Annotated in this window: 23 protein-coding genes; 10 read left to right on the top strand and 13 right to left on the bottom strand. The window is 39.6% G+C overall.

Going from position 1 to position 24,211, the window contains the following annotated elements; all coding sequences use genetic code 11:
- Positions 1 to 37: 37 nt before the first annotated feature.
- Positions 38 to 1,114 (bottom strand): tail fiber protein, encoded by a 1,077-nt coding sequence (locus AC04NP_RS14730; protein ID WP_482860542.1) that lies wholly within the window; start codon positions 1,112 to 1,114, stop codon positions 38 to 40.
- A gap of 326 nt (positions 1,115 to 1,440) precedes the next feature.
- Here AC04NP_RS14730 and AC04NP_RS14735 point away from each other — a divergent pair, with 326 nt between their 5' ends.
- Positions 1,441 to 2,319, top strand: a complete 879-nt coding sequence (locus tag AC04NP_RS14735) for a hypothetical protein (RefSeq protein WP_482860543.1) — start codon at positions 1,441 to 1,443, stop codon at positions 2,317 to 2,319.
- A 266-nt stretch (positions 2,320 to 2,585) separates the two neighbouring features.
- Here AC04NP_RS14735 and AC04NP_RS14740 read toward each other — a convergent pair whose 3' ends face one another.
- Positions 2,586 to 2,786, bottom strand: coding sequence for an HTH domain-containing protein (locus AC04NP_RS14740; RefSeq protein ID WP_482860544.1), 201 nt, complete (start codon positions 2,784 to 2,786; stop codon positions 2,586 to 2,588).
- A gap of 704 nt (positions 2,787 to 3,490) precedes the next feature.
- Between AC04NP_RS14740 and AC04NP_RS14745 the strand changes: the two genes are divergently transcribed.
- Positions 3,491 to 3,580 carry a transposase domain-containing protein gene (locus AC04NP_RS14745; RefSeq protein ID WP_482860545.1) on the top strand — a complete coding sequence of 30 codons (90 nt, stop codon included), beginning with the start codon at positions 3,491 to 3,493 and terminating at the stop codon, positions 3,578 to 3,580.
- Between the two features lie 499 nt (positions 3,581 to 4,079).
- Here the strand turns inward: AC04NP_RS14745 and AC04NP_RS14750 are convergent, their stop codons facing one another.
- From AC04NP_RS14750 to AC04NP_RS14780, 7 genes are all read right to left on the bottom strand, one after another.
- Complete coding sequence (locus tag AC04NP_RS14750) at positions 4,080 to 4,730, bottom strand: hypothetical protein (protein ID WP_482860547.1); 651 nt, start codon at positions 4,728 to 4,730, stop codon at positions 4,080 to 4,082.
- A 189-nt stretch (positions 4,731 to 4,919) separates the two neighbouring features.
- On the bottom strand, positions 4,920 to 5,573 hold the full coding sequence (locus AC04NP_RS14755; protein ID WP_482860548.1) for a hypothetical protein: 654 nt from the start codon (positions 5,571 to 5,573) through the stop codon (positions 4,920 to 4,922).
- A gap of 129 nt (positions 5,574 to 5,702) precedes the next feature.
- The gene (locus AC04NP_RS14760; protein ID WP_482860549.1) at positions 5,703 to 6,263 is read right to left on the bottom strand and encodes a hypothetical protein; all 561 of its coding nucleotides are present in this window, start codon (positions 6,261 to 6,263) and stop codon (positions 5,703 to 5,705) included.
- A complete protein-coding gene (locus tag AC04NP_RS14765) occupies positions 6,260 to 6,661 on the bottom strand; it encodes a hypothetical protein (RefSeq protein WP_482860550.1) in 402 nt (133 codons plus the stop codon). The genes AC04NP_RS14760 and AC04NP_RS14765 overlap by 4 nt, the downstream gene beginning before the upstream one ends.
- Complete coding sequence (locus AC04NP_RS14770) at positions 6,621 to 7,079, bottom strand: hypothetical protein (protein WP_482860551.1); 459 nt, start codon at positions 7,077 to 7,079, stop codon at positions 6,621 to 6,623. Before AC04NP_RS14770 ends, AC04NP_RS14765 begins: the two co-directional genes overlap by 41 nt.
- A gap of 18 nt (positions 7,080 to 7,097) precedes the next feature.
- Positions 7,098 to 7,733 carry a hypothetical protein gene (locus AC04NP_RS14775; protein ID WP_482860552.1) on the bottom strand — a complete coding sequence of 212 codons (636 nt, stop codon included), beginning with the start codon at positions 7,731 to 7,733 and terminating at the stop codon, positions 7,098 to 7,100.
- On the bottom strand, positions 7,730 to 8,872 hold the full coding sequence (locus AC04NP_RS14780; protein ID WP_482860553.1) for an RHS repeat-associated core domain-containing protein: 1,143 nt from the start codon (positions 8,870 to 8,872) through the stop codon (positions 7,730 to 7,732). Before AC04NP_RS14780 ends, AC04NP_RS14775 begins: the two co-directional genes overlap by 4 nt.
- A gap of 235 nt (positions 8,873 to 9,107) precedes the next feature.
- Here AC04NP_RS14780 and AC04NP_RS14785 point away from each other — a divergent pair, with 235 nt between their 5' ends.
- Both AC04NP_RS14785 and AC04NP_RS14790 read left to right on the top strand, forming a co-directional pair.
- Positions 9,108 to 9,983 carry a hypothetical protein gene (locus AC04NP_RS14785; protein WP_482860554.1) on the top strand — a complete coding sequence of 292 codons (876 nt, stop codon included), beginning with the start codon at positions 9,108 to 9,110 and terminating at the stop codon, positions 9,981 to 9,983.
- A 70-nt stretch (positions 9,984 to 10,053) separates the two neighbouring features.
- On the top strand, positions 10,054 to 10,254 hold the full coding sequence (locus AC04NP_RS14790) for a hypothetical protein (RefSeq protein WP_482860555.1): 201 nt from the start codon (positions 10,054 to 10,056) through the stop codon (positions 10,252 to 10,254).
- 95 nt (positions 10,255 to 10,349) lie between these two features.
- Here the strand turns inward: AC04NP_RS14790 and AC04NP_RS14795 are convergent, their stop codons facing one another.
- The 3 genes from AC04NP_RS14795 to AC04NP_RS14805 form a co-directional block, all read right to left on the bottom strand.
- Complete coding sequence (locus tag AC04NP_RS14795) at positions 10,350 to 11,267, bottom strand: hypothetical protein (protein WP_482860556.1); 918 nt, start codon at positions 11,265 to 11,267, stop codon at positions 10,350 to 10,352.
- Positions 11,268 to 12,385: 1,118 nt separating this feature from the next.
- The gene (locus AC04NP_RS14800) at positions 12,386 to 12,865 is read right to left on the bottom strand and encodes a hypothetical protein (RefSeq protein ID WP_482860557.1); all 480 of its coding nucleotides are present in this window, start codon (positions 12,863 to 12,865) and stop codon (positions 12,386 to 12,388) included.
- Positions 12,866 to 12,877: 12 nt separating this feature from the next.
- Positions 12,878 to 17,317, bottom strand: coding sequence for a DUF6443 domain-containing protein (locus AC04NP_RS14805; RefSeq protein ID WP_482860558.1), 4,440 nt, complete (start codon positions 17,315 to 17,317; stop codon positions 12,878 to 12,880).
- A gap of 481 nt (positions 17,318 to 17,798) precedes the next feature.
- On the opposite strand from AC04NP_RS14805, the gene AC04NP_RS14810 reads away from it, so the two are divergent.
- Positions 17,799 to 18,692, top strand: coding sequence for a transposase (locus AC04NP_RS14810; RefSeq protein ID WP_482860559.1), 894 nt, complete (start codon positions 17,799 to 17,801; stop codon positions 18,690 to 18,692).
- Between the two features lie 225 nt (positions 18,693 to 18,917).
- A complete protein-coding gene (locus tag AC04NP_RS14815) occupies positions 18,918 to 20,105 on the top strand; it encodes an FISUMP domain-containing protein (protein WP_482860560.1) in 1,188 nt (395 codons plus the stop codon).
- Between the two features lie 391 nt (positions 20,106 to 20,496).
- Here AC04NP_RS14815 and AC04NP_RS14820 read toward each other — a convergent pair whose 3' ends face one another.
- A complete protein-coding gene (locus AC04NP_RS14820) occupies positions 20,497 to 20,652 on the bottom strand; it encodes a transposase domain-containing protein (RefSeq protein WP_482860579.1) in 156 nt (51 codons plus the stop codon).
- A gap of 223 nt (positions 20,653 to 20,875) precedes the next feature.
- Between AC04NP_RS14820 and AC04NP_RS14825 the strand changes: the two genes are divergently transcribed.
- The 4 genes from AC04NP_RS14825 to AC04NP_RS14840 are packed head-to-tail and all read left to right on the top strand — an operon-like array spanning position 20,876 to position 24,091.
- Positions 20,876 to 22,129: a site-specific integrase gene (locus AC04NP_RS14825; protein ID WP_482860561.1), complete on the top strand. Its 1,254-nt coding sequence runs from the start codon at positions 20,876 to 20,878 to the stop codon at positions 22,127 to 22,129.
- Positions 22,122 to 23,099, top strand: a complete 978-nt coding sequence (locus AC04NP_RS14830) for a tyrosine-type recombinase/integrase (RefSeq protein ID WP_482860562.1) — start codon at positions 22,122 to 22,124, stop codon at positions 23,097 to 23,099. Before AC04NP_RS14825 ends, AC04NP_RS14830 begins: the two co-directional genes overlap by 8 nt.
- The gene (locus AC04NP_RS14835) at positions 23,086 to 23,604 is read left to right on the top strand and encodes a tyrosine-type recombinase/integrase (RefSeq protein ID WP_482860563.1); all 519 of its coding nucleotides are present in this window, start codon (positions 23,086 to 23,088) and stop codon (positions 23,602 to 23,604) included. The genes AC04NP_RS14830 and AC04NP_RS14835 overlap by 14 nt, the downstream gene beginning before the upstream one ends.
- Positions 23,549 to 24,091, top strand: coding sequence for a tyrosine-type recombinase/integrase (locus AC04NP_RS14840; RefSeq protein ID WP_482860564.1), 543 nt, complete (start codon positions 23,549 to 23,551; stop codon positions 24,089 to 24,091). The genes AC04NP_RS14835 and AC04NP_RS14840 overlap by 56 nt, the downstream gene beginning before the upstream one ends.
- Positions 24,092 to 24,211: the final 120 nt, after the last annotated feature.

Here is a 24,211-nt window from a genome sequence, read left to right on the forward strand (position 1 = left end):
GCTAAGAGCGACATAATATGTCACCCTGAGATTTTTTTTACTTCTGCGAATTTCCCATACCGGAAACCTTTTCCTTGAGTGCTTTAATTTCCTTTTGTTGATTGATAATATAGAGTGTGAGCTCTTCGATTTTTTGTAGCAGCTTTATTTGAAATTCGCCGACCTCTACACCATTTTTTACCATTTCCTTTGCCGGGGCTATTTCAGGTAGGTGTTGATTTTCATTTATAAAGGCTTGCAATTCTTCAAGCTTCATCAAGGGATAATCTTTTTCAAAAACAAAATCGGATCCGGCATTCACAGATACTTTAACCTCTCTCGCATCTATTTTGCCTGCTACAGTGAGCTTTGATCCGGAGTCCGGAGAGGGCGCACCTATGCCGATACTACCGGCAAAGTAGCTATGACCTGTCCCCTCAGAAGAAAATTTCCCTTTGATAGAAAAATCTCCGTTCCTGGTATTGAATATACCTCTTGTCGTATTATCAAAGTCGGAGTGAAAACCAATGCCAAACCAACTGCTAAGCCCGCCGTTCCAGCTACTAAAACTAGCGCCATCTCCTGTTCCCGACCTTAATACAGCTGTAACGGAATTAGTACTGTTAGACATGGTGCCTGTTGCCATGATTTCACTTACTAACCCGATTGCTCCCAAGTTCGTCGCTCTAACATCACCGGCCACATGAAGTTTTGACTGTGGACTGTTGGTCCCAATACCGACGTTGGCGTTAAAAATCTCGAATTCAGAATTATCATAGTCAAAATTTAATATGGTACTCCCTTGCCCTGAAGCTACTTTTAATATTCGAAGATTGTTAGTTTGCGCGGTGCCGTAGTCAATAAGCCAGCGGAGGTCGCCAAGATGACTGAAGATGATGGCAGCATACGGATCAGTTGCATTGACAGCGTTAAAAGTCAATTTTGAATTGCCCCGTAATTTGAGGTTTCCTGATACATGAAGCTTCTCATCAGGAGAGGTAACACCAATCCCAACATTGGTATTGGAAGAAGTACCAATTCCTGACTGTCCATTCGGAACATAAAGAGTTTGTGCATTGGCGCAAAAAACTAGATATTGAAGCATAAGAAAAGAAACTACATATAATTTTTTCATGATCAATAGGGTTAATGTATCCAAAAGATATTTGTTATTGCAGATTGTAAATATCTGTTTCCCCAAACAAGTTAGACTATGGGAGTGACGTAATATGTCACTATGCGAATTTTCTTCTGAACAGGAATTACTATGCCTTGTCCCATTGGAAAATTAAACCAGTAAAATCCGTGTTGAAGTATGATTTAGAACTTGAGGCAAAGCGTAAAATAATCTAACTTTTTTTGCCTGCTATAACAATTTATTTGAGAGTGACATAATATGTCACTGGCGTCATTTAACTTTCGTACTTCAAAACCTTAAGTGACATTTAAACAATTTAACCAATGAAACCGAAAATAATCTTTTTAATCCCCGTTTTTCTTTTGGTCATAATGACAGACTCATATGGCCAATGGAACCCTGTAGGAAGTGGCGATATCTACACCAATGGAAATGTAGGCATCGGTACTAATACCAATCTTGATGCAAAACTTTCTCTAAACGGAGACCACTGGCAGTTAAAATTAACCAACAGTGGTGTAGGAGGAAGAGATTGGAGAATCGGTGTGTCATCTGACAACTGGGTAACTACCGACGGCAAATTTTTAATTTCCAACACCGGAGCCTCTAGCGATGCAGCTTTGGTTATTGACTCCCAAAATAAGGTCGGAATAGGCACCACCAATCCTCCTTCTCTATTAAGTGTTTCAGGAGATATTGCACTGAAATACGGATCAGAGCTTAAAACTACCATCGGCAACCACAGAACTATTTTAAGGACCGGGTGGAGTAACTGGCAGGATTATCTGAGTATTCACGTCCCTGGTAATTTAGCCGCCAACGCCACCCCTAAAATTCATATCAGAAGTAATGGCAACGTAGGTATCGGCACCACCTCTCCCAGCTCCAGGTTGACTGTTAAGGGAAATATCCATGCGGAAGAGGTAAAAGTAGACCTGAATGTTCCGGGACCCGATTATGTTTTTGATGAAGACTATGAATTATCCTCCCTCGAAGAAGTTGAGAAATACATTCAAGAAAACAAACATTTACCGGAAATTCCCAGTGCCGCTGACATGGAAAAAACCGGGATCTATCTTAGCGAAATGAATATGAAACTGTTGAAAAAAGTAGAGGAGTTGACATTGCATATGATCGATCTTCACCATGAAATGAAGCGATTAAGCAAAGAAAATGAGCTGCTAAAACAAAAGATTAAATAATCCGAAAGTGAAGATGAGTCCGCAATTGAAAATTGCGGACTTGCAGCACATACTGATTTGGGCCAGTGCTAAATAACATGATGCCCATGCTATCATAATACCTGAAGAGCATTGTTTTTTCCGAAATAGTAATTAATACCTCCGATTTTTTATTTCTTAAAAACTCAGCAATGCTTAAAACAGTCAATGCTTTCAGATTTTGTATGATGGCATTGACTATTGCCAAAAAATTGAATGTCAATTAACACCCCTGATTTGTAAGAGTTTTACTCTTTATAGGTATAGCTCCTCCTTAAAGATCCATAGTGAATTTGCCTTCCCTGATTTTTGATCATTTCGAGATAGCGATAAACCTGTCTCTTAGAAATTGACAGTCTATCTGCCAACTCCTCCGGGGTACCTGTAGCCTTCTTTTTGATGAGTTCATCAATACGTTGTACGCGATTCATTATCTCCTGGTATGCCATAGCCCAATAATTAAAAACGTTTCCATCCAACGCCTGATTCAGAAATCAGGTATAAAAAAATTAGCAAAAGAAATTACTAATAAAATGCCACATGCCAAAATCAATTTCAGGGGGTTGAATGTACCATTTTAAGATGTTATAATATTAACAGCTATAGTTTCTTAAAGGTAGGCTCCTAATAATAAGCTATTTATGATCACAAAAGCGCATGGAACCCTATAATCTTGATTTAATGTCAAATTAGTCGAATGTAAGTTTTATGCAAAAATGCAACTTTTTGGGAATTTTTAAAAGAGGATGGTTAATAGGTTTTCAGGTTGTTACTTAGGGGGTTTTCATTTTTACAAAATTGTCTTTGTTTCTAATTGATAGCAGCATTCACCAGGTAAGAGTCTAAGCAATATGAGTCAATAATAAAACTATTTAAGACCACTCATTTAGTTTGTACTATTAGCCCTTGACAATATTGAAACATTGTCAGAACCGTATTTAATAGTAATTTTATTATCTTCCATACTTACAAGTTCAGTGACATCCTCATTTCTATCAAGTAAATCATTCAAGAGTGTAAACCTCATATTTTTACTTAAAGTAAAGGTGTTAGACTGATAGCGGAAGGTAAAAAAACTATCTTGTCTACTGATCTCATGATGCCGCTCAAATGACCGCTGTCATGTATTCGTTCATGGCCACCTGCAAAAAGAATGGATGAGTTTGAATGGCTGACTGATGTATTTGAAAGAATTCAAGATCACAAACAGAAAGATCTCTACCAGCTATTACCCAACGACTAGAAAAAGTACAAGCCCTCACTGAAAATTTAACTGACCGTTTGATCGGACAGATACAGAACAAGCGTAATCTGGCCCAAGAGGAATGAATTGAAAAACTTGAAAAGAAGCTTAAGGTCCTGAAAAGCGGATAAAAGGGTCATAATTTTTGGTAGCTCGCGCGTGCTTAAAAGCGTTCCTTTCTAAAACTACGCAGGGTTATTTATGAAAAATTTCGGCTATTGAGAGGCTTTTGATTTTATCTATTTAACCGGTCACATTTTTGTGCCTTCCATGGCGTGGATATGGTCAGACCGGCTATTAATATTGTTCAACATCAGGCGTGCAAATGCAGTTGGCTTATGGGTAGTTTTCTATCCATTAGCCAAAAGCCCGTTAAGCAAATATCCTTTTGTTCAAAAATAAATTTTCTGCGATGGGAAGGTCTTTGTGACTGTTGATAAAGCCAAAGCAATTTTCACAAAGCAAATACGCCCATATTTTTACGGGCCTCTGATTTCATCTATTTTCTAAAGTGCCTGATACTGATAAATATTTGTAACACGATAATCAGTCCCGCTAGAACCAGTGTTATCTTGTAGTATTGGTTCATCTGCACCAGTTGATCATTTAAGCGAGTATTGTCTGCCTCCAGTTTCATGAGACGTTCTTCAAGCTTATTTTTTCTTAAACCTGAGATTTCAAAGTACATCTCATTTAATGCCTTATCTTTTAAAACCTGTTCCAAGACAAACATCTGTGCAGGAGCTCTTAATATCTCAGGTGGTGGTGGAATCAGGTATGCTATATCATGTGCTCCATGGGGAAAGCTAAAACTTTTGGATCCGCTACATGCATCTGCAATAAAAGTATTCCTGCCTAAATCGGTACTATAAAATAACCATGTACTTCCCTTCTCCGGTGGAACCACATTTTGATTAATAATACCGGTTAACGTATCAGGATAACTCCCTTTATATGTTGCAAGAAGTTTAACGCTAAAAGTGGTATCCATTACCTCAAACACTTGCCCCAGGAATACACCATCAGCGAAATTGTATATTTCGGTTTTTGACAGCTTGATACAATCGCTTGCATTGCAATAACCAGTACATAGCGAAAGAACAACCAATATTGGTTTACATTTATTAATCCAAAATGCATGTTTTAGCATCAAAAATCAATTTAACAACTTTACAAATCATCAAATCCGGCATACCTTGTGAAAGATCGCATCAGTAGGAATTAATTACACTCTCCTAACAATTGTCTGGTATAAAACAACCCCAAAACATTGGTGAGCTACAAAAGTTGATTAAATCAATTTCTCTTACTCACCTTTGATTCAGGAAGTCCGAAATTATTAGAATTCACAATCAATTTTTTTGTCAAACTCATCTTTAATGGAAAAAAACCAATTTTCTATTTCACTCTGCGCATTTAAAAATATACTAAAGGTAAATTCACTTGAATTTGGCACATATTTCGCAGATGTGACATTCACTTCTATTTGAAAGCCGCTTTTGGATTCAATAGGGTGTCTTACAGTTATGTATACTGAATTGCCTGGTTTGACTTTTTTGTAATCTTCCCAATTCATGATTTTAACATAATCCGGCAAAGGATATTTAAACGGGGTAAAGCCATATTCTTTTATTGAGCGGAAGCTTTCTTCATACTCTAATGTTTCTTTCAATAATTCCCCATTTCTCCGGATTTCAGAGTCACCCGAAAAATTTATTGGTCCCGTTAATTCACAAACTACTCCATTTGAACATATCCTCTTTGACTCTATTAATTCGGTTATTTCATCCACAAGTTCCGCTTTAAAAAAAATGCTATCATTATAATACAAAAACTCTTTGTTACCAATTATGCTATCAAGCACAAATTCGAAGGCCAAACTTTCACTTAAAATTGGGGCTTCCTTCTTGGAAACCTTTTCTTTTTTTGTACAAAAGACAAATGTTCCAATTATTATCAAACCAAAATTGATAAAGATTCGGTTATTATGCATATGCTATGAATGAAAATTGTTGATTACCAAGGATATACAATTTGAGAAGAACTCCGTTTTATGTTTTCATTTTAGAACACACCCTGGGCCAGTTAGGGAAGCTTATCCGGTCTTGTGGCGTGTTTGATTTTAATTCAAATAGTTGAACCGTAGTAATTCTACTATTTCCTTGTCAATAATCAGTGATAATGAATCCAACTCTTTTGATAATTCACTTTGACTTAACATCCTTTTTTTCAAATTAAATAAATCGAACCAAGCTTCTTCAACTTTTGGGTTTTGCTGTAAAAAAGTACTTATCTCTTCTACTGCTTGATTGAGATAGATTTTTTCATCTACCGAAGGGTTATTACAGGCTTTAAATAAACTTCCAAAAAATATTTTCCTGTAGGGATATTTGAACGCTTCTGGATTTATTCCTTCAACAAAATCAAATCCTTCCCGGCATTTATCTAAAAGCAATAAAATGTGGATTTTCATGCGCCTTAAACTGTCATTTTCACAAGAATCGATTCGCTGTAATAAGTTTGATAATTGCAGCGAGTCTTGGTTGATGTAAAAATGCTTTAGAAGAGAGTCCGCTTCTTTGAAGCTAGTTCCACATTTACTGCTTGTCGCTTTTTCATTATTACAGCTAACCTGAAAAAAGGTAAGCAGTAGAAATACACAAAATAACTTTCCAGTCTTCATTTTGATACATATTTTTTCAAATTCCAGAGAATTCCATCCAACTTGGTTTTCATAAAAAAAACAAAGCTTTTGTAATTGTCGGTTTGTGACCCTCCGGATAAAAAAGGTGCGTGATGTTGATGCGGAGCCCCTGTATAAAACAAACGATAAAAAAGTCTTGACAAGAAGCTATCAGAGCTTCTTACTTTCAAATCTAAACCACTAATACTCAACTCTATTATTACTTCATTATCCACCATTTTAATCACATCTTTCAAAACCTTATAACATGAGTCTTTATACAAATGGAAATCTGCTTCGCTAATGAAGTCCTTCTCCATTAATAAACTAGATGCTCCTATTAGTTTAATTAAACGATCATTTAGCAGCGATAATAAACCCTTTTGATATTCTTGCATTTATTTGAATAAGTTCTAAACTTAAAGGCACTAGTTGATTTTGCAAGTCCCACAAATGCCTTGTTCTACTGATTATTTCCTGGTCATGCAGTCCTGATAAATTACCCCTCCTTAATGATTCTATCCCCTGATTTACCTTGGATATTTGATTTTTCAGATTATTGCTAATACTTAATAGGTTGTCTCTATAGGCAAACAAATTATCTGGAGGAACACTATCCGAAGTTTTGTCAGTTAAAAAATCTTTTACATAGTCAGATACAAGCGAATCATCAACTTCTGATATTACTTCACCAGTACCTGACGGCAGTCCGCCTAAATTAGGCAAATTTTTTAAACCATCGCCAATAGACGCTTTTAATTCTAGGGCAAAACCGCCAATTAATTCTTCAACTACAGCATAAAGAACCCCAGACATCTAAAAGGTTTAACTTCATTACTTTTTTTTAAAAACTTTTACCAGCAGAATCACATTTAGCAAGACTATGATCACTAAAAGCAACTGAGTCAGATCCAAGCTTCGTGTATTATCTTTATCATAGGAAACGGAACTTGGTTCAGTAATACTCAATGAGTCTAACCTATTCAAAATCTTCAGTTGGCGTAAACTAATGATGTCATTGCTTAATTCATTTAATGAACGTATATGATCAATTTCTTTCAAAATCTCTATTTCGACCTGGGTTAATGGTACATTAATTGGGGGTGGTGGTATGTTCCCGCCAAGATTTACTACGGTTGGGTTTCTGAAGCTTCTCGAATAACCACAACTACTTGCATAAATAGCATCAGCCTCAAAATAGGAATAAATTAGCCAAATTTCTCCCTTCTTTGGAGCTACAGTACAAAGCTCAATTTTACCTCTAATAACGGTATCATTGTTTATCAAATTACCTTTAAAAACCTCCAGCACGGCAATAAAATACTCGTCCTCTGCCGACTCTATTACTTGACCTAAAAATACCAGATCTGAATTTCTGAAATCGTCAAACTTGGAGAATGTTTTGCAATGACATCCATAGGAGCCATGGAATATTAGAAAAAGTGCTAGTAAAATCAGGATTAATCTCATTTATAAAGAGTTTGGTATTTCCAAAAAATATTATGATAAGGCTGCGGCATGGCGCTTCTACCGACTTCCTTCCTGAAATAAGTCCACATCTGATTTACTGAACTTGATTTAAAGGTATCTGTGGTACCAGCCCAGTATCTACTATCTATTTCGGCAAAATAGGCCTTGTGATGATTACGTTTAGAATCATGATATCCTTTGATTCCATGACCATAGATTTTGTGAACTGCAATAGTTCTAATATTATTCAGAGTTACTTCTACTTCATCAACATCAAAATTAACGTGATGTTTTCCGTTTTTGAAACCTCGATATCTTGCCGTAACTCCTAATCTTTCCGGCTCAAAAGTAAGAACTAAATCATCTCTTGAAATAATACTGCCATCATTAAGTACCAACCCATCTAATGCATTGTAGTAGTCTTCTGGTGTCCATCTCTGTTCACCCCCCTCCAATGACTGATTATCTCTATTAACAACGTTTTCCAAAAAAAACATCCCACTCCTGGTACTTGCATACAACTCACCAACATCTCCTATTACTTCACCAGCACCTGATAATACCTGGCCTAAATTAAATGAATTTTCAGCAAAACCAGATCCTAACCCTTCAACTAATCCCCCAAATATAGCACCGGATACCATCCCAACCAATGCGTCGGTAAACCTATCTTCTATATTATTATCAGCCGAAAGGCCACCGATAAGACCACCTGCCCATGCTCCTCCAAAAACCCACCAGTTCAATCCCCCATCCGGATCAACGCCATTAACCGGTGAATTCCCCATCCCCAAATACGGACTCGCATACTGACCATAAGGATCCATACTCGTCCAACGCCCCAAAAAAGCATCATATTGCCTCAGCTCAAAACCATGCCAGCCGGTGTTTTCATCTAATTCTGCATATAATCCCTGATAACCATAGGCATTATTGATACCGCCGGGCTTTTGATAAGACAAAGCCCTGATCTGCCCGCCAAAAGGATAGTAATCGGCAGAGTTGGTCACCTGCAGGCCCCAGGTGTTTTTCTTGTGGATGATGGTGAGGTCGTCAAACCAGACATCCACGTTTTCGCTGCTTTTGTTGGCTACGTAAACGTACATAGTGCCGTTGACCGGTACGTTGATATCAGTCAAAGCTAATTGTGAATTATCGCAATAAAAATAACAGCTTTTTTCAAAAATACTTTGATTATATACAAATAGTTGACCTTGCAAAACAGAATTACCACTTTCAAAAATCTTTATCCAGGGAGGTGAAATTACGGGAATCAAACACAACGAAACAGGCAACATCTCGATAAAGTTGTGAAGCAGGCATTTTTGATTTATATTAAATTTTTAACCAAGTTCTAAATTAAACCTTAAGAAAATGAAAATCACATGGCTACTAGTCCCTATCATTTTGGTATGTTCAAATGTGAAGGGACAAACACTTCTGATTCCGAATGGTGAGTCGTTAGGAGTCTCATCAACCGCAGGACGGGTCGAGATAAATGGTTCCAACGGAATTGTAAATGGAAAGCAATTCAGCGTGTTTTTCGAAGGTGGTGGTAATTTGTTAAATACGGAGTTTCAGGCATTAGCCCATCTTCCGGGAGTTCTTAACGGGAACGCCTGGACAGCCCTTTATGCAACCAGCGGTAATGCGAGAAAAGCTGCTGTTTTTAATGGAGACGTAAGTTTTTTTAATGGAAAAGTCGGGCTGGGCATTGAAAACCCCAGTAGTTCATTAGAGGTTGTCGGTTATATAGGCACAACCAATGGGCGAAATTTCAAAGTAACCTATTCGGGTGGGGGCTGGTTAACAGACACCGAATTCTCGGCTTTATCACATATAACTCATATACCAAATGTGAATGGATGGACAGCCTTATATGCAAAGCAGGGCAATGCAAAAAAAGCCGGAGTTTTTGATGGAGATGTTTCTGTCAACGGCAACATACATACCCAAGAAGTTAAAGTTGATCTCAATGGCTGGGCAGACTTTGTATTTGAGAAAAGCTACGAACTTCCCACACTGGAGGAAGTAGAGCGGTACATAGCCCGGAACAAACACCTTCCGGAAATCCCATCTGAAGCCGAGGTCACCGAAAACGGAATCAAACTCGGAGAAATGAACGCCAAACTACTTCAGAAGATAGAGGAGCTGACACTTTATCTGATCGAACAGAACAAGCGTAATCTGGCCCAAGAGGAACGAATTGAAAAACTTGAAAAAAAGCTTAAAGCCCTGAAAAGCGAATAAAAGGGTCATAATTTTTGGTAGCTTGCGCGTGCTTAAAAGCGTTCCTTTCCAAAACTAAGCAAGCTTATTTATGAAAAATTCCGGCTACTTAGAAGCTTTTGATTTTATCTATTTAACCGGTCACATTTTTGTGACTTCCATGGCGTGGATATGGTCAGACAGGCAATTAATATTGTTCAACATCAGGCGTGCAAATCCAGTCGGCTTACAGGAAGATTACCACCCATTGGCCAAAAGCCCTTTGAGCAAACATCCTTTTGTTCAAAAATAAATTTGCCGCGATGTGGAGGCCTTTGTGACTGTTGATAATTTGATCGCTCATCAACCAAAAATTAAAAAGCCCCGAAATCCCGGGGCACTACTTCATCACTTCAGTTCATAAATACCAATTCCCTGAGCGTAGGGAAGATCTCCAAACTCATCTACCGCCTGTTTTCCAAAAACAGCTTTTACAAGTTCATAATCTTCCTCAAGATTAATCCCTTTTGATGCTAGCTGCTCAACCTTAAGTACCTGGTCTCCGATCTTAATAAATTTAACTTCAGGAAATTCGACATCATATGATACACTGATTTCCTCCCTGTGATAACCACCCGGTTCAAATGTGTTTACTACCAACACTGGAATCAAGGCAGTATCATTGTCCCAATCATCGACAAATGTTAGTTCTCTAATTTCATTGGGCTTAATCCTTGGTAGCTTGCCATAGTCATAGAGCCTGTTTCTGTAGAAAAGACTGCCCTCATTTTCAAAATATTTCAATACCGGATGATCAATGTCTTTCACCAAAAACTCAATAACGGGTGAATAGCTGTAAGGAGTAAAGGTCGGTTTTAATAAAATTTCATCAGGTTTGAACAGCAACAATACCTCTTCCTTCACTTCCTTTCCTCCCAGGTAATACAACTTTTTTGATAATTGCTGTTGGTCGATCTTTTTCGAATAAAAACGAAAACTCAGGGTGTAATTGAAAGCATTGAAATGCCTCAGTGTAATTGAAACAGGGCCATTGAACTCACTGCTTTCAAAAGAACCCAAGTCTTTAAATCTTTCTTCAATTGTTTCATCATTTAATAAATAAGGTCTTTTCAGCCTCACCTGAACATCCCTGTTAAAGTAAGACGTGGCGTTATTGAAAAATTTCGCATCTGATGTCTTAAAGTCTATTGCCATGAAATCATCGTAGACTACCACCATTACAGCTTCGAAAACGTCCTCTCCTAAACCTAGGTTTGATATTTCAATCGCATTTTCAGACCAAATGCTGACCTCTTGGTTATCCAAATTGTTCAAATTCCCATTTGATAGAATTGAATAAAGAAGTGTATTCTTCTTTATCAACTGAAAAAAATAAATCGTTTCCATCTGATTAATGAACCCCCTACAACCTATGGTAGTATTTTTAAATTATACTCACGTATTAAATTCCCCATTTTAAAAAAGGAAATAAATAATACCGTTAAATATAATATACTAACAACCGTCAAAATTCTTTTTTTAGTAATATTCATCTCGTTAAACTGCTTAATGAGCCTCAAATACCTCTTGTTCCGGTTAAAAAACCACCAGGGAAACAACAAAGAGACCAAAGAAAAATACTTGTAATACTTTGAATAGGAACTAATCATCGAGGGATCTGTTATATACCCAATTGCATCCGCTAAAACGGTAATACTTCCTACTATGACCAAGGCAAGAATTCCCGATGCAAAGTATTGTGGAAATTCTCTTTCATTAAAAATATCAATACACAAATAATAAGATCTTGAAAAAATATAAACAAATAATGATACCATATTTCATTAAAATCTTCATTAAAAATATAACTATTCGTTTTTTATCAAAACCTTTTAAAACATGATTAATTAATAACCAAGAACTCCCCTTCCCCATGACAACCAGGTATTTTTTTCACTCCTGATAGAAAGGTATATTGGTAATACCTTTCCAGTTCTAAACTGTGGTTCCACATCATAAGCGCTCCAAGCTGTAAAACCCAATCCACTAAAATTTACCAAGAAGCCTCACCCCTTTTGGAAATTTAAATGGCTCCACTTCGGTTAAAGGACTTTTCAAAAGCGATTTATAAATTTTCCATTGACTCATTATTTCATTTTCTCCCAATTTGCTACTTTTTAAATCCAGTAAACGCTGTACCAAATACAAATGCCTGAGAAACTGCAGTTGATGCCCTCTTGATCTGAATAATCTTTGAAATGGTTGATGGTTTCGGATTTAATGGCGGTGTTTTTAGCGTTTTTGTTTGGCCTCTATCCAACAGCTTCCGGATGAACATAAAACTTGCAATATGTATGCAATTGATGGGCTGGTTCGGTATGCCAAGAATAGACAAGCGCATTTAGCTAAATAAAAAGCCCCACCGAAGTGAGGCTTTGATCCTTTTATTCCGGTGGATACATTTGTATCCCATCCATATTTGCGTTTGGTGGATATATCACCTCGAAACCTAAGCGTTGTAAATCTCCTAAACTTAAGTCGTAACGCTTCAGAATCTTATAATCCTCTATGATTTTCTGCCACTCATATTTAGCCAAAGTATCCGGATGAAATATGTATAGAGATAAGGTGTCAGATGGAATAAACTCAAAAATTTCTTCTTCAGTACAATGGCAATCATAATAGCCAGATTGGCCTTTTCGAGCTTCCGGAAAAGGTGGCGTTAAGGTTGCTGATAGTGTTGATAGTGTTGTATCAGGGTATAATATCCCACCTTCTCCTCCGAATGCAAAATAATAGCTTATATCCATATCAGAGCTATTCATTAAGGTGATTGAAGATTTTGGAAGCGTGTCCTTACAACCACTGGATAATATCAATAAGAGTAACCATACTAAGGTCATTAAACATATTAGATTTCTCATTTCGTTCAATTTTTAAGGTCTTCTTCTTGGATATCTTCCCATGGGCGGTTCGTGAGTACTCCAATCAACCCCATAATGCTTTTCGAAGTACCGCGCTGCATGTTTGTTAGCACTTCGTTCGTACCATCTTACGCTGTGGGTTGTAATTCCACCAGCGAGAGGTTCGGAGGTAGCCGCGCTAAAAAGACTGGGGATTCCAACAACAGGAAGGTAAAACGGCCCAAATATCTGACTATCAAAGGTATGTCCATATTCATGCATAAACAAGGGATCGCTGATTACCCTATCCTCAAAGCTTCCTGTAATCTCATCTCGAATGTTAAGATTGATAAAATTACCAATACTCACACCATTCCTGGTTCCTTGATTCTCACCGGTCGAAAAGGTGGCTCCACCAAAATAATCTACCCGATCGATTCCTCCAAAAGCATTTCTTAGCTGTGAATAGCCATGCCCAAGAGTTGACTGAGGTAACTCCCAGCTAAACCGACCTATCCCTTGAAGTGTCTGGCCAAAAAAGTTTCGGTTACCATCTAAATAAAAATTACCCGCAAAAAGTTTTCCAGTATTTTGCAGTCTATCCCAGTCACCATGTAAAATGCCATCTCCAAGTCCACTTAGAATACTCACAGCCAAGGTCCCACCATAAAAAATTCCAGCACCTTGGATTACTGTCCTTAAAACAGGAACTTCAAGACCTTCTATTACTCCACCTGTAATGGCTGCACCTGCTACTGCGCCACTACCAAAAGCTTCTAATCCATCCCAGATGTTGTTGACTTCTCCGTTTGCTGCCTGAACTGCTAAATTGGTCGTACCAAATACAGCTGCTCCAATCGCCAAGGTAGCTGAAAACGGTAGTTGTCCGTCTGGGTCAACATACATAACCGGGTTATTCATCATACCAACGTATGGAGAGTTGTAAGGCATTAAGTGCCCTTTCGGGTCTAGCCCTGTCCAACGCCCCAAAAATGCGTCATATTGCCTCAGCTCAAAACCATGCAGGCCAGTGTTTTCATCTAATTCTGCATATAATCCCTGATAACCATAGGCATTATTGATACCGCCGGGCTTTTGATAGGACAAGGCCCTGATCTGCCCGCCAAAAGGATAGTAATCTGCAGAGTTGGTCACCTGCAGGCCCCAGGTGTTTTTCTTGTGGATGATGGTGAGGTCGTCAAACCAGACATCCACGTTTTCGCTGCTTTCGTTGGCTACGTAGACATACATGGTGCCGTTGACCGGTACGTTGATTTCGGCCAGGGCCAATTGCTCGAAAGCATTGTTGGCAGCGGTGGTGATTTGCTGGTAGCCAAATTGTTGAAATACATTATTGCTATCGAAAATCAGGTAATTGATGTAGGCCTTGGGCACCTGGGCGCCGCTGCCGGTAATTCCGGAAGAAAGCATGGGCAAATTAGCGTCAAAGGCCTGGAACAAAGGCTGGGTTTCTCCGCCGTTGACGATGCCAAAACCACTGGTTACCGCCGACACAAGGTTGTTGATGACAGCGCTGCTGTTACCGGTAGCCTGAGCATATTTGGCAAATACGCTTAAGTCAACTTTGTCACCCGCGCTTATGGTAAATACTTTGCCCGGCCCAATGGCGCTGCCGGTACTGCCATTAAGTCTGGCAGCTTCATCGGCGACTCCATTGACCTCATAGTCAGGGGTAATGTTATAGGCGTCATCAGTGGCCCGGGTGGCTAAATTTATGAAGTCGGCGCTTTCCCTGGTATTGTTTTCGGTTTCCATGGTGGCCTCATACACGTCTACCTCTTTCATATATCCGAAAGTCAAACGGGTATTGCCCTGATGGTCGGTCAAATAATATTCATACTCATAATCACTGCCATTTTTAATGATCCGGCCTTCATCAGTCCATAAAAAGGAAAGGTTATTGTCTTCATACTGGGCCACCCCTACATAATCGATTTCACTGACCACTGTATTGCCCTCCAGCACTGTTTTATTAAGCTTATTGCCCGCCGCATCATAGGTATATTGCACTGTTTTATTACCATCCAGTTCGACCTCTTCGGGAAGGTTCAGATAATTATATGTGACACCTACTACTCCTTTATTCAGGTCATATTCCATATTCCCATTTTTATCGTAGTTATATTCAGTGGCGACGGCAATGCCGTTTTTAAAGCCTTCAGAGCGGCCGTTATCTTCCACACTTTTTAGCTGATTTGTCTTACCATAGGCATAGGTAAGCCCATCGATTTTTGTTCTGCTGCCCCCTATCGCGGCATACCGGTTCAGGGATCTGATATTCCCGTTTTTGTCATAGTTCAGGTTGTTGACATCATAGTGGCCTCCGTTGCCGGTCCACGTACTTCCCGTCCTGGTTGCATACCTGGCGGTTTTTAATTGATCGAGGTAATCGTATGTATAGCCGTAAACCTTTTCTACCGGATCGTCGGCGAGGTTATTCGTTTGCCATTTGACGGCAGAGATATTGCCATTGAATTGCCGTTGGTTTAATGTTCCGTTGATGTTAATGGAGGCCTGGTTATAAATTAGCTCCATGCCAAACAAGTCGGCCTGGGCTATATTGTCGGTGCCATCATTGCTCAGGGCACTGTTGTTGATGTGTGTCAGCCAGCCCCTGATGTTGTACTGCAAATCAACGGACTGCAAAAAGCTGGCGCCGTTGTTATTGCTGTGGAGGTTTTTCTCCATTAACTGGCCAATTTCGTTGTACTTCAAAGAAGCCAGTAATACCCTCGGATTGTTTTCAACAGTCAGGTAACTCCGGGTAACCCGACCGGCGTGATCATATTCATATTCTTTCAACAGGTCAATATCTTCTGTAGCAGTGCGATGCCTGTAGGTGGATTTCAACATTCTGCCGCTGAACGTGAAATGATTGGTGATTTTATCTATCCCGCCTTTGTGGTTTTTACTGTAAACCTGGACCGCCTGGTAATCGTAGTCATAATAAACAACACTGTTGAGCCAATCGGAAGTGCCCAGGACCTTGACTTTGGCACCTGTTGACAAGCCCTTTACAGTGGTTTGCAGCACGTTATTGTATCCTGGCGGGTTATTAAAGTTGTAGGCCGTTTCGGGATTTTCATCATCCCAGGCGGCGTTGATTTTGAAACTATAGTTATCAAAATGATTCACGGTCAATAAATCATTGACTTGGATAGCTTTCGGATAGGTGGCCGAAAGACTGTAGCCGATAGCATTGCTGTGGGTGCTTTCATACCGGTTGTTACTGGCGTTGACATTGTTGATCATGGCGTTATGGCTGGCATTACTCTTAAAAATGCCCGTCATAACGGCCCTGTTAAGGCGGTCATATTTGACAAAAGTCCACTCCCGGGTTGGTTTTGAGCGCTGCAGACCATCTTGGCTCATCACCAGCCGGTCCCATTTGTCGTACACGTAAAAAACCCAATCCGCCCCGGGGTCTTTTTGCCTGATCAGCCTTTGTTCCTCATCATAGCGGAACTGGTAGATGTAGTTTTCCAGGGCATATGCAGGTATACCGATCTTTATTGAGAAATTGCCATCTGTAGCCGCATTGTGCTGAAATCCGGGGGCAAGGGTAATGCTTCCCGGGCTGTTATAGACGTAATTGTTGAAGTTTTTAGGGGGCAAGGTCACAGGGCTGTCGACATAGGCTATCGGATCCTGACCGTTTTGGTTGGTTGTGCTAAGGCTGGCCGATGCTTCGGGAGGAATAATGAAGCGCAGATTCCCATAGCCATCATATACATAATAGGTTTTCTGCCAGTTAGTGGCACTCTCCTGTACCTCTCTCAATACCATGAGACCCCTCACGTCTGAATATTCGCGCACTTTTCTGTTTTCTTCGTCTGTATTTTCTACAAAGGTAAGGGTATTTGCCGGATATCGGCTGATAGAAACCGGTATGTCATTCACAACACCCCATTTTCTGACTGTATTTCCTGCCGCCACCTTTAGCCGGGCAGCCATTTTTCTGTTGTTGTCTTTCCACAGCTTGCCCGGGCCAAAGGAATTGAGCACCCTGTTTAATGGTGTGTTTTCAAATTCATTTTCAACAAATGGCCGCAGGTCCCGTACCACACTGTTTTGGGCGCTGTTGTAAAAGTTAGCTTGCTCCGTGGCGGCATTAGGCCTGAAAACGCTGTTAACGGCTGTAGCGCTGCTGTTGGCCATGTAGGGGAGGTAGTTCCTTTTTTGAAGCCCCTGGTTGTCATATTCAAAAAACCGTATAATATTCCTGTTGTTATAGCCAGGCGGTGAAGCCCTTAAATAAGCCTGCTGCACCGGGCGGCCCAGGCCATCGAAATAGTTGATGGTGACATTTTTGTCGCTGGATGATATACTCCCCAACGACGTCGCTCCGACCAACATGTTTTCAGATTTTACATAATTATAGTTGGAACCATTCTCACCGGTGTAATTGTATTCATAGCTGGCGACTATTTTATTTTCATGGTCTCGAACCAATTTCAGGCGGTTATAGCTGTCATACTCAAAATTTGTCTCCAGACCATTCGGGTCTGTGATCGTTTCAACCCCTACCAGATTCTTGTAAGTATAGGATGTCGTGAAATTCTTTCCACCGGTCCCTTCATCGTAAACTACAGAGGTTAAGCGGCTTCTCGTAGCATCCCAATTGTACCGGGTGACTACTTCATCTCTTCCCTTTTCTTTTAATAAATTGCCATAGGCAGCTCAATATGCTGCTATAATGTATTCACCGCCTGGCACATGTAAAATTAGCCAGGTAGAAACCTTCAAATTGTTACAAGAAATTTTTGTCAAATTACCCAATTGCAAACTTTTTAAATTGGAAAGTTTACTACCAGTGAGGAAACTTCAGGTCTAATATCCAAAAAACATTAGAAACCTTACTAGTATAAAGTTTCCAAATTAATATTTCAATAATATTTTGTAACTTGGTCCCGATAACGAAAAGATTAAACTTATGCCATTCAAGAGTAAACGGGCCAAGATCGTATTAACAGGAAAAGACAAAGAGGAGTTAGAATCGATCAGTAAATCCAGGACAGCATCCAAAGCGAGGGTGGAAAGGGCTCGTATGATCCTGGCCTATTCGGCAGGGGAAAGCATAAATTCTATCGCTAAACGCCTGGGTACTAATCGGCCAAAGATTGAAAGGACGGTTGACAGGGCCGTGGGTTATGGGGCGTTGACGGCCCTAGACGACCTGCCTAGGAAAGGGGCAACGCCAAAGATCACCCGGGAAGCTAAAGCATGGTTTTTGTCTATCGCCTGTACCAAGCCAAAGGAACTAGGATTAGCTTCGGAAGTGTGGACCTTTAAGGAATTGGCCCGGTATGTACGAGAGAATTGTGAACAAGCGGGTCACCCCTCATTAGTCAAGCTACAGAAAGGTACTGTTTCGAAGATCTTGGCTAAAAGTGATATTAAACCCCACAAGCAGTCTTACTACTTGGAGAAGAAAGACCCGAACTTTTCAGAAAAGACGCAGGTAAAAGACAGGCATAGAAGTAAAGAATTCGTGGAATACCTCCAAGGCCTTGATGAACTTTATCCCAAATCGTTTACAATCAAAATCATCCTTGATAATCACTCATCCCATATTTCCAAAGAAACCAAAGCCTATTTGAAAACCGTACCTAATCGCTTCCAATTCACTTTTACCCCCGTACATGCTTCATGGCTTAATCTCATTGAAGTATTCTTCAGCAAAATGACCCGGAGCTTCTTAAGAGGCATTCGAGTCCAATCAAAACAAGAATTGCAAAATAGGATATTGCAATACATCGATGAAGTAAATCAAATGCCCACCGTTTTCACATGGAAATGGAAAATGAACGAAATTAGCATCGCTTAATTATTGATATGATAATTGTGAAACTTTATACTAGAGACGTAACACAGGTTACAAAACCTAATTTTTTAGGACAAACTTCGTTAAAATAGTATTAACTTTGAGTGAAACCATGAAAATTAAAGGCAGCTCAAAGGGTAAAATATAAGAGAGAATTATTAGAAATTAGTTACTAATACAACTTGGATAAAAACTGTTAGAGCATGATCATATAAATGTTTATAATCTATGAAAAAAACAATTAAAATTGTAGTTGTATTTATATTCACAATCATCATTATTACCAGTTGTGAAGAAAAGATTGATGGTATCAAGCCAGTTGTAAAGATAGTTACGCCAAAAAATAGCACTTCGTTTTATAGGGAAGATGACATAGAAATTATTGTAACCGCAAATGATCCTGACGGATTGATCAATTTAATATCGTTTAAAATAGATGATATTGTCGTGCATGAGACCGAAGTTGAACCGTTTACTTATAGCTGGTCATCAAGAGAAGCATCGGTGGGGTCACATAAAATTACAGTGACAGCCACAGACAATTCAGGGTTAAACGAATCGGTTTCAGTCGATATTGAGATTATGGTTTCAGATCCAGTGATAGAGACTATGCCGATATCCCTTGCAGGCACAACATTAGTCATTTCAGGAATTCAGGTAAAATCAGGAGGCATTCCTTTTTATAAAACCAAAGGATTGTGTTGGAATAAAGAAGGGTCACCAACCGTTGAAGATAATGTTTTAAAAATTAAAGGCATTAATTCAAATTCTCCAGATGGTAAAGTGGAGGGTAAGATTAGTGGACTTGATTTAAATACAAAATACTACATAAGAGCATTTGCTGATAATGGAGTGTCAATTGTATATGGACAACAAATAATTGTCACAACAGCTAGTGAATATTTTTCAGACACAGGATATATCCTTGATCCACGTGATTCCAAGCAATATGAATGGGTGAAAATTGGGAATCAAACCTGGTTGTCTGAAAATCTAGCTTATGGCCTTGTTTACCCCGATTCAATGGGCCAAATTTATGGTTCTTATTACCATATAGAAAAAGTCACGCCGGGGTTGTGTCCGGATGGTTGGCATGTCCCAACTATTGAAGATTGGTCAGAACTGGTTGATTTTGTTGGAGGTGAGGAAGTTGCTGGTGGGATTTTAAAAGAGGCTGGAACAGCTCATTGGAATAGCCCAAACACCGGTGCTACGAATTCTGCAAATTTTTCTGCCTTACCTGCAGGGCACATATACACCAAGTTTGAAGTCAGACATGACTATTTACACGAAAGGGCTACTTTCTGGACTGCAGAAAGAAGTTCTGTTGCTATTTATTCTGATAGTGAGATTGTATGGTACGGTGGGAATGGTCTGGGATGGGAAAAATATTCCTGTAGATGCATAAAAGATTAAAAAAAGGACATGAATGTTAACTTAGTGGGAAAAGAACAAATTTATTGAAATTCCAGGTAGTCTGGACAATCTAAATCTCCTTATGCAATGTATACATCTGGTAAGCTACGCCAGTATTTTGGCTTTTCAAAAGATACATTGCTAGGCAACAGATTGTTGATCTTATTGATCGGAATACATATTAACCTCCTTAAGAGCATTGAACCAAATGCTTTTAACCCCGCGTCAAGCCTCCCTATATTAGTGTAGGCTTAAAACATCGTACCAATTAATATTGGTGCACATAAGAATTGATAAACCCACTTTTGAACAAACAACTAGGATATCCTTGAAAATTAGTTGAAGCGTAAGCATACTGCCAACCCCCAGTTGATTAGTATTTATGTTCCCCTTAGCTTTGCGTTGGGCCAAAAAGTTTCTTGTTTGTGGGGAGCAGTGCTTCGATGCGATTGATTGGGTAGTCATTAATGGTTGCAAGCACTGTTTTCAGCCAGGTGTACGGCTCTACTTTGTTCCTGGTAAATGTGCCGAAAAAAGAATAGAACATGGCAATGCGCTGTGCAGCCTCATATGAGCCGGCAAACAAATAGTTACGCCTCCCCAGGTTATGTAAAGCTTTACATAAGGTAGGTTATGCATAGTAATTTATTATGTGAAGCGGTTCGATCAACCATCTAATAACCAATACTTTACAACCCTGTTACTTCACATAATTTTCCACCTATTTTTATTGCAATAGCGATGTTGCTATCAATAAAAATAAGTTTACCATGAAAGAAAAATGTAAAACCTTTGAAGAATTAACTTCCATTGCTGCCGATTTCTTAAGGAACAAACTATTGCGGTCCGATGGAACTATTCGCCATTACCATGTCTTGTGGAGAAGAGTGAAAAGGTATATGGAATCGAAGCAGATTGAATACTTTGATACGACGGTTGGTAAAGAATATCTTTTACAGGAATTTGGTGGGCGCGATTATGCTAAGCTCTCAAAACGGGAAAAGGATTTAATCAGGAGTGTCAATGTCTTATGCGAGTTTCAGAAAACCGGAGCTATACAGTCCAGGAAAGAACAAACTGTGTTTGAAGGCTCAATCGGGCAATTGATGACCGCCTACCTTTGTCATAAAATATCTTTAAGGCTCAAGAAGCACACAACTGATCTACACCAACTATATCTTTCCCGATTCTTGGGCTATCTCCACAAGAATGGGATCACTTCCATCAAAACAATAAACCAATTGCATATATTAAATTATCTCAAAGGAATGGATTCCCGTTTCTCAACTTTAACTCACCAGACAATAATTACGCTTCGGGGCTTCTTCAGATATCTGTACGAACAGCAACTGTTAGACATTGACTTCTCTTCCCTCATTCCAAAGGATAACTTTATAAAACAACCGAAATTGCCTTCTGTCTATTCGCCAAAAGAGATAGAGACCATGATAGGCTCGATTGACCGTGCAAATGCTACCGGTAAACGTAACTATGCCATTGTGTTGCTGGCAGCACGACTTGGACTGAGAGCCTCCGATATTGCGAACCTTAAATTTGAGCACCTGCATTGGGAACAATGCACCATCGTATTTAACCAATACAAGACAGGCAAAAAAACAGAACTCCCCCTACTTGCAGAGGTCGGTGATGCCATTATTGACTATCTGAGATATGGCCGGCCCAAATCAAACGAAGCATTTGTTTTTCTCCTTTCCAGATCCCCTTATACACCTGTACATGGTGGTGCAATTACCGGAATCGTACATTCTTGCCTTGTGAAGGCCGGAATAAATATCGAAAACCGCAAACATGGTTCACATACCCTACGCCATAGCCTTGCCGGAATCCTTCTGGAGAAAGGAACAATTCTGCCGGTCATATCTGAAGTACTGGGACATGAAAATACAGCATCTACCAGGTATTATCTTAGGATTGATCTTAAATCCCTGAGGCAGTGTGCCCTTGATGTTCCCTCAGTGTCAACTTCTTTTTATGACCAGAAAGGGGGGTACTTTTATGAATAGGCAATTTTGGGGAGTCTATGCCTCTTATATTGAACAGTATATTGCTTTTAAGAGGGGGGTGGGCTTTAAATATAATACTGAAGAAATTATATATTCCATTTTCGATCGCTTTACCATAGAAAGGGGTGAAACAATTGTTGGTATTACTAAGGATTTAGCAGATGCGTGGAGGAGGCTTAAACCAAATGAATCTGATTCATACAGGTTCCACAGGGTCGTGTGTTTAAATCAATTGGCATCTTTTCTTTGCCACATGGGGATTCGTTCATACGTATCCCAACTACCTCCCTGCAAGAGTACATTTACGCCTTACATTTTTTCCAAACTTGAACTCACTGCCATATTTAAGGCGTGTGATGAAATTAGGGCAAAGAAAAGAGCAATGAAGTCTATCATCATTATCCTTCCGGTATTGATCAGGCTCTTGTACGGAACAGGGTTACGGATAAGTGAAGCTTTGTCCTTACTGAATAAAGATGTCAATCTTGATGACAATTACCTGGTCGTTACAGACGCTAAGAATGGAAAAGAACGTATGATTCCGATATCGGATTCTCTCTCCGAGGTCTGCAAAGAATATCAAAAACACAGGGACCGGCTACCTTTTAGCCTGTCAAAGAATGATCCCTTCTTTGTATCACTGCGGGGAAGTGCTTGTAAAAGTGATATCGTTTATCGCTGGTTCGGAAAGATTCTGCAGAAAGCGGGTATCCCGCGCAATGACCGGGGGCCCCGACTCCATGATATTCGCCACAGCTTCAGTGTTCACGCTCTTGCTATGATGGCCGAATCAGGGGTTGATCTCTATTGTTCCCTGCCAATTCTCTCCACCTACCTTGGACATCAATCGCTCGAAGCTACAAACTCGTACGTCAGGTTGACCTCCGAAATGTACCCCGGTTTGCTTAAGGGTATCGATATGATTTGTTTAAATGTTTTCCCTAATACCGAAACCCATGAAGCCGACTGATTTTGCTAAATATCTGACAGACTTTCTCACAAGTTATTTACCTCATGAAAGAGGAGCGAGCACGAACACGATTATCGCTTACAGGGATACGTTTGTTTTGTTCATCACATTTATGGAAAGTGTGCACATAAAAGTGGATAAGCTCACCCTTGGAAAGATAAATAAGGAGAGGGTAGTAGAATTTCTTGACTGGACTCAAACTGAACGGGATTGTAGTGGTTCAACAAGGAATGTGCGACTGGCTGCCATTCATTCCTTTTTCAGGTACCTTCAATATCAACATCCCGAGAACCTTTACGAGTGTCAAAAAATACTATCGATCAAGATGAAGAAAACTGAAAAACTTCCTATGAACTATCTCACCATAGATGGCATTACCCTCCTTTTACAGCAACCTGATACGGCCTTCAGTAGGGGGAGAAGAGACCTTGCCTTGCTCTCACTTATGTATGGGGATCAGGGTGCAGGAATTAATCGATCTCACTCCATCTATGATACGGTTTGATAAACCTTGTATCATACGTGTTACCGGTAAGGGCAATAAAACACGCGTAGTTCCTATGCTGGAAGAGCAGGTGAAGCTTTTAAAAAATTACATGATTGAGTATAAGCTTTTAGAACCCCATGCCAACATGTATCCGCTCTTTTATAATAATCGCCGGGAGAAACTTACCCGGGCCGGTGTTAATTACATCCTGCGCAAGTATGCAGGGATAGCAAGAAGGAAGGATTCATCACTTATTCCTGAGAGGATCAGTTGCCATGCGCTGCGACATTCCAAAAGCATGCACATGCTTCAGGCGGGTATAAACCTGGTATACATAAGAGACTTTTTAGGTCACCAATCCGTTCAAACCACTGAGATATACGCACGGGCCGATTCAAAACAAAAACGGGAAGCCATAGAAAAAGCATATACTGATGTCAAACCTAAAGAAAATCCTAAATGGTTAATGAACGATAATTTATTAGAGTGGCTGAAAAGCTTCTAAGCTAAACTAAAAAATTATGTAAAGTGATATTGAAAAATATTTAGCCAATATGCTCATAATGAGATTGTAAGAAATATTGCTTTACATAATAAATTACTATGCATAACCCAGGTTATGTAA

It is taken from the genome of Agaribacillus sp. DX54, from assembly GCF_056858335.1.